This window comes from Pantoea stewartii subsp. stewartii (assembly GCF_008801695.1).
GTDB lineage: Bacteria > Pseudomonadota > Gammaproteobacteria > Enterobacterales > Enterobacteriaceae > Pantoea > Pantoea stewartii.
Window position 1 is genome coordinate 87,618 of the sequence record NZ_VZPF01000004.1, and the last position, 6,434, is coordinate 94,051.

Sequence of the window (6,434 nt, forward strand, 5' to 3'; positions counted from 1 at the left end):
GCAGCGGATTGCTATGCCCCGGATAAAAAAATTACTGGGTAAAGACCAGATAAAAGCCCCGTTTAACCCGTTTCGTTTTCGCCTGATTTGTCTGGGCGTATTTGCCTGCATGGTCGTTTTGCTGGCGCGCGTGGCCGATTTGCAGTTCCTGAATCAGCCGATGCTGGAGCATGAGGCGGATCAGCGCTCTCTGCGTACCGTGACGCTGCCCACCAGCCGGGGCACCTTACTGGATCGCAATGATGAGGCACTGGCACTCAGTGTGCCCTCGCGTGACGTGATCGCCGATCCGCAGCGCGTACTGGAAAGTAACCCCGACTTTACCAGCGCCAAATGGGCCTATCTGGCGGCGGCGCTGGGCATGCGGCCCGAAGAGGTCGCGTCACAGATCACTGCGAATCCTAAACGTCGTTTTCTCTATCTGGGACGTAAAGTGGAGCTGGGGATCGCCAAAGACATCAAAGATCTCAAGCTGAAGGGCATCAGTGAGGTCTATGACGACAGCCGCTTCTATCCGATGAGTGAAGCCTCGGCACCGCTTATCGGCATCGTCGGTGCTGACAACACCGGTCTGAACGGCCTGGAAAAAGGCTTCGATAAAGTGCTGCAGGGTCAGCCGGGCAAAGAAGTGTATCGCCAGGATGCGGCCGGCAATATCATTTCGATGATTAGCTATCAGCCGCCGACGCAGCCGCCGACGGTACAGCTCAGCATTGATAAATTCAGCCAGTACACGCTGTACAGCAAACTGCGTGACGGCGTGTTGCTCAACAAGGCCGACTCCGGTGCGGCGGTGCTGGTCAAAATTGATACCGGCGAGATTCTGGCGATGGCCTCTTATCCGTCGTTCAACCCCAACAACTACCAGGGTGCCACACCGGCACAGATGCGCAATACCGCCATCAACGACAGTTATGAACCGGGTTCGACAGTGAAACCGCTGGTAGTGATGGAAGGGCTGGAGCGCCACCTGGTGCGACCGGATTCTGTACTGGATACCACGCCTTATCGCGTGAACGGCCACCTGATCCGTGACGTCGGGCACTGGCCGCGTCTGACGATGACCGGCATCCTGCAAAAATCGAGCGATATCGGCGTCTCGCATATTGCCCTGGCAATGCCTGCGGAAGCCCTGGTGAACACCTACTATGCCTTTGGCCTCGGTAAACCCACCGGACTGGGCTTAACCGGCGAAAGCGTCGGCTACTTCCCGCTGCACCGCACGCGCTGGGCCGATATCGAACGCGCGACCTTCTCCTTCGGCTATGGTTTACGCGTGACGCCGCTACAGATTGCCCGGGAATATGCCACGCTGGGTTCCTATGGGGTTTATCGTCCGCTGTCGATCACCAAGGTCACGCCACCCGTGCTGGGCAAGCAGGTGGCCAATCCTGAAACGGTGAAAGAAGTGGTGCACATGCTGGAAAGTGACGTCTTACCGGGCGGGACCGGGGTGAAGGCGGCGGTACCCGGCTATCGTCTGGCTACCAAAACCGGGACAGCGGAGAAAATGGGCAGCAGCGGTAAATATGACGGCGGCTATGTGAACTACACCGCTGGTATTGCTCCCGCCAGCCATCCTGAAGTGGCGCTGGTCGTCATGATTAACCACCCGACCGCTGGCGATCACTTTGGTGGCTCCGTGGCCGCGCCGGTATTCGGCAACATCATGGGGCCGGTGCTGAAGCACATGAATATCGCCCCCGATGCTATCTACAGTAAGCCTGTGGATAACGGTTCAGATAAATCCTAATCAAATCAAACTGTAAGCGAGGTGTGGATGTTTTTACACCTCGTTTCATTTCGGCGAATTCATTTTCTTTTTTCATCTGTCTCTGATCGACTAAAGGGTGAGAGGATAGAAATCCCAGAGGTATTGATGGGTGTGAAAACGGGCACTGCTCCGGCAAGGCCAGTCGTTATTACACCGACCCACGCAGATGCGTGGGTTTTTTTTGCCTGAAATCTGGCCTGGTCTTGTCATGATCTGCGTCAGCTTTCTCCGGCGCATCCGCCAATAATCAGTTGTCGATTACCGCTAAATCCTGCATCGTGAGTGGCTGTTTTCACCATGCTAAGGAGCCGGCATGTTATTCACTTTTTTCCGTCTGCTTTTTCGCCTGCTGTGGCGGGTTGAACTGCGGGGCGATACCGCTGAGCTGCGCAAGCAGAAAGTGTTGATTACGCCCAATCACACCTCATTCCTGGATGGCGCGCTACTGGCGCTGTTTCTGCCCGTTAAGCCAGTATTTGCAATCTACTCGTCTATTAGCGAACACTGGTTTTTACGCCTGATAAAACCCTATGCGGATTTCGTGCCGCTCGATCCTATGAAGCCGATGGCGCTGAAGCAGCTGGTGCGGCTCATCGACAGCGGCCGCCCGGTGGTTATTTTCCCCGAAGGCCGCATTACCGTAACCGGATCGCTGATGAAGATTTACAGCGGCGCGGGCTTTGTCGCAGCAAAATCCGGCGCGACCGTGGTGCCGATGCGCATTGAAGGGGCAGAATTTACGCCGTTCGGTCGCCTGGCGGGCGTTTTCAAGCGTCGCCTGTTTCCCCGTATTACCCTGAGCATTTTACCCGGCACCCACATTCCGATGCCCGAGGCGAAGCGCGCCCGCGACCGTCGCGTGCTGGCCGGAGAGCACCTGCACCATATTATGATGGAAGCACGCATGGCGGTACGACCCAGGGAAACCCTGTATGAGGCTTTCCTGAGTGCCCGTCAGCGCTATGGCGCGTTTAAGCGGTGCATCGAAGACGTGAATTTCAAACCCGACAGCTATACCGGCCTGCTGAAAAAAGCGCTGGGCGTTGGACGCATTCTGGAACGGTACAGCCAGCCTGGCGATTACGTCGGGTTGCTGCTGCCCAACGCCACGGTCACGGCGGCGGCGATCCTGGGCGCATCATTACGTGGGCGCGTGCCCGCCATGCTGAACTACTCTGCGGGCGTAACGGGCCTGCGCGCGGCGCTGACTGCGTCACAGGTAAAGACCGTGTTCACGTCGCGGCAGTTCCTGGATAAAGGCAACCTGTGGCATCTGCCGCAGGCGCTGACCGAGGTGCAGTGGATCTATCTGGAAGATCTGAAAGATACCGTCACGTTGAAGGATAAGCTCTGGATACTTGCGCATTTGCTGGTGCCGCGTCAGGCGCAGGTGACGCAACAGCCGGAAGATGCCGCGATGGTGCTGTTTACCTCTGGCTCCGAAGGGCATCCAAAAGGCGTGGTGCATTCTCATAAAAGCCTGCTGGCGAACGTTGAGCAGATTCGCACGGTGGCCGACTTTACGCCACGCGATCGCTTTATGTCAGCGTTGCCGCTGTTCCATGCCTTCGGCTTGACTGTGGGGCTGTTTACGCCGCTGATGACCGGGGCGCAGGTCTTTCTGTATCCCAGTCCGCTGCACTACCGCGTGGTGCCTGAGTTGGTGTACGACCGCAACTGTACCGTGCTGTTTGGCACTTCAACCTTCCTGGGGAATTACGCTTGTTTTGCGCAACCTTATGACTTTGCCCGTCTGCGCTATGTGGTCGCGGGGGCAGAAAAACTGCAGGAGAACACGCGCCAGCTGTACATGGAAAAATACGGCATCCGGATTCTGGAAGGCTATGGCGTCACCGAATGCGCGCCTGTTGTCGCCATCAACGTGCCCATGGCCGCCAAAGCGCACACGGTAGGTCGTATTCTGCCGGGAATGGATTCGCGCCTGATGTCCGTGCCGGGCATTGAACAGGGCGGGCGGCTGCAACTGCGTGGTCCAAATATCATGAAAGGCTACCTGCGGGTGGAGAATCCCGGCGTACTGGAAACCCCGGCTGCGGACAACGGGGAAGGGCAGATGGAAGCGGGCTGGTACGATACCGGCGATATCGTCAGCTTTGATGACGGCGGATTCTGCTAGATCCAGGGCCGGGCGAAGCGCTTTGCCAAAATTGCCGGGGAAATGGTCTCGCTGGAAGTGGTCGAGCAGATCGCCCTGAGCGCGTCGCCGGATAAACAGCACGCGGCCTCGCTGCGGCCCGACGGTAATCGGGGTGAAGCATTAGTGCTGTTTACTACCGACAGCGCCTTAGCGCGTGAGGATCTGCAAAAGGCGGCCCGGTCGCTGGGTGCCGCGGATCTGGCCGTACCGCGCGATATCCGTGTGGTCAAACAGCTGCCGCTGCTGGGCAGTGGCAAACCTGACTATGTCACCCTGAAGAAAATGGCGGAAGAGGACCAGGCATGATCCCAGAACGTGATGCGCCGTTACTGTCGCGCGGCATGATAGCGGTAATCGTGGCGCAGTTTTTCTCCGCGTTCGGCGATAACGCCCTGCTGTTTGCCACGCTGGCGTTGCTGAAAAACCAGTTCTATCCCGACTGGAGCCAGCCGGTACTGCAGATGCTGTTTGTTGCCACTTATATTCTGCTTGCGCCCTTTGTCGGCCAGATGGCAGACAGCATCGCCAAAGGCCGGGCCATGATGTTTGCCAACAGCCTGAAGTTGCTCGGTGCGATGGTGATCTGCTTTGGTTTTAATCCTTTCCTGGGTTACACCCTGGTGGGAATCGGGGCTGCCGCGTACTCCCCGGCGAAGTATGGCATTCTGGTTGAAATTGCGCATGGCGAAAAGCTGGTTAAAGCCAACGGGCTGATGGAAGCCTCCACCATTGCGGCTATTCTGCTGGGCTCGGTGGCGGGCGGCATCCTGTCTGACTGGCATCTGGTTGCCGCACTGGCCGCCTGTGCTCTGACCTATGCGGTGGCGGTGGTGGCGAACCTGTTTATTCCCAGACTGCGCGCCGCGCGTCCGGGGCAGAGCTGGAATGTGGCGGCCATGCTGGGCCGTTTTCTCCGCGCGACGCGCCTGCTGTGGAACAATGCCGAAACCCGATTTTCTCTGCTCGGTACCAGTCTGTTTTGGGGCGCAGGTGTAACGCTGCGTTTTCTGCTGGTGCTGTGGGTACCCGTGGCGCTGGGCATCAGCGATAACAAAACGCCGACCATGCTGAATGCTATGGTCGCGGTAGGGATTGTGGTGGGCGCGGCACTGGCGGCAAAGCTGGTGACGCTGGAAACCGTGCTCCGCTGTATGCCCGCGGGCGTTCTGATCGGCGTGATGGTGGTGATTTTCGCCCTGCAACATACCCTGCTGAATGCTTACCTGCTGCTGATGATCATCGGCGTACTGGGCGGTTTCTTTGTTGTACCCCTCAACGCGCTGCTTCAGGAACGCGGTCAACAGAGCGTCGGCGCGGGCAATGCGATTGCAGTGCAGAACCTGATTGAAAACACTGCCATGCTCATCATGTTGGGGCTGTATACGCTGGCTATTCGCGCCGGTGCGCCCGCCGTGGCGACCGGCATTGGCTTTGGCGCCTTGTTCGCGCTGGCGATTACCCTCCTGTGGCTGTGGCGTCCGTCTTCCCGCACCTGATGCAACAACCGCGGGGCGCGCTGTCCCCGCGGTTCCGCTTTTCTCCTTTATGCTGGCCCCAAGGGTATTACGTCTCTTTTTGACGTATCACCAAAAATTTACTATTCAAAAAAATATAGTTTATTTTGTTATTGTTTTCATCCGGTCATTTATTTAATTCCGATAAGTTTTTGCAATGAATAATTAATTTAAACTTGAAATCGAATTCAGGTTTAAAAAAATTGAAATAAATTTTTATTTATTATTGCCGATTAATTTCTGGCTTCCTTCGGGAATAGGCTCGGAGGAAAGAAAGGAGCTCGGTTTAATGAATATGACGCAAAGACTTTCTCTGGCTTTTTCGCTTTTAGCAGGTTCATTAATTATTCTGGGGATCGTAACGCTCTCACTTCTCGCCGGTTTTCAGGCGCGATTTGAATATGTGCAGGTAAACACGATTGATTCGCTCAAGGTATTAAACCGGCTGGTGGATGAAAGTAATCGCCTCTCTGTGGCGTTATATCGTCATCAGACAGAGGATGAGAGCGGCAAGCTGGCCAGTCTCGAAGCGGTTATTTAAAAACGCATTGAGGACATTTCGACACTGACGAAATATTATTTCGATAACGATATTACCAACGACGACGATCGGGTGATGACAGAAAAGTCATTGCGGCTAATCGATGCCGTTAAACAAAATCTTCCGGCATTTCTCACGGCTTCCCGGGCACATCAGAATGAACGCAGCCTGGCGCTGTTAAGTGATGATGAAGGCATTGGCGGCGCCATCACCCAGCTAAAAAACAGTTACCGCGATCAGTTTGAATTTAACAGCAAAATGGGTGAAGCGTTACGCCTGCAAAACCAACATATTTATCGGCTGACCAAATGGGGCATGGCCCTGACGAATCCCCACAAAAATGAGACAGACATAGCAAGATGTGATCTACTGATTCTTCCACAAATTCAATGGGATCACCGCTATGCCTGCCCGTAAAGTATGTCAGAATTTTTTTCAGGATGCTCT

General features: G+C 55.6%; 4 protein-coding genes and 1 pseudogene. All 5 read left to right on the top strand.

The window, feature by feature from the left end:
• Positions 1-13: 13 nt before the first annotated feature.
• The 5 genes and pseudogenes from F7Q90_RS02060 (at position 14) to F7Q90_RS27035 (ending at position 6,404) form a co-directional block, all read left to right on the top strand.
• Entirely contained in the window at positions 14-1,753 is a 1,740-nt protein-coding gene (locus tag F7Q90_RS02060; protein ID WP_006121785.1) for a penicillin-binding transpeptidase domain-containing protein, read from the top strand.
• Positions 1,754-2,087: 334 nt separating this feature from the next.
• Positions 2,088-4,238, top strand: a pseudogene (aas, locus tag F7Q90_RS02065) (bifunctional acyl-ACP--phospholipid O-acyltransferase/long-chain-fatty-acid--ACP ligase).
• Positions 4,235-5,428, top strand: coding sequence for a lysophospholipid transporter LplT (lplT, locus tag F7Q90_RS02070; RefSeq protein ID WP_006121786.1), 1,194 nt, complete (start codon positions 4,235-4,237; stop codon positions 5,426-5,428). The pseudogene aas and the gene lplT overlap by 4 nt, the downstream one beginning before the upstream one ends.
• A gap of 307 nt (positions 5,429-5,735) precedes the next feature.
• Positions 5,736-5,987 carry a hypothetical protein gene (locus F7Q90_RS27030; protein ID WP_006121787.1) on the top strand — a complete coding sequence of 84 codons (252 nt, stop codon included), beginning with the start codon at positions 5,736-5,738 and terminating at the stop codon, positions 5,985-5,987.
• A gap of 75 nt (positions 5,988-6,062) precedes the next feature.
• Positions 6,063-6,404, top strand: a complete 342-nt coding sequence (locus tag F7Q90_RS27035) for a hypothetical protein (protein ID WP_237166104.1) — start codon at positions 6,063-6,065, stop codon at positions 6,402-6,404.
• Positions 6,405-6,434 lie beyond the last annotated feature (30 nt).

Bases quoted from the DNA above. Each gene is read 5' to 3' on its own strand.
- F7Q90_RS27030 (WP_006121787.1), top strand. From the start codon at position 5,736: ATGAATATGACGCAAAGACTTTCTCTGGCTTTTTCGCTTTTAGCAGGT.
- F7Q90_RS27035 (WP_237166104.1), top strand. From the start codon at position 6,063: ATGACAGAAAAGTCATTGCGGCTAATCGATGCCGTTAAACAAAATCTT.
- F7Q90_RS02060 (WP_006121785.1), top strand. From the start codon at position 14: ATGCCCCGGATAAAAAAATTACTGGGTAAAGACCAGATAAAAGCCCCG.
- lplT (WP_006121786.1), top strand. From the start codon at position 4,235: ATGATCCCAGAACGTGATGCGCCGTTACTGTCGCGCGGCATGATAGCG.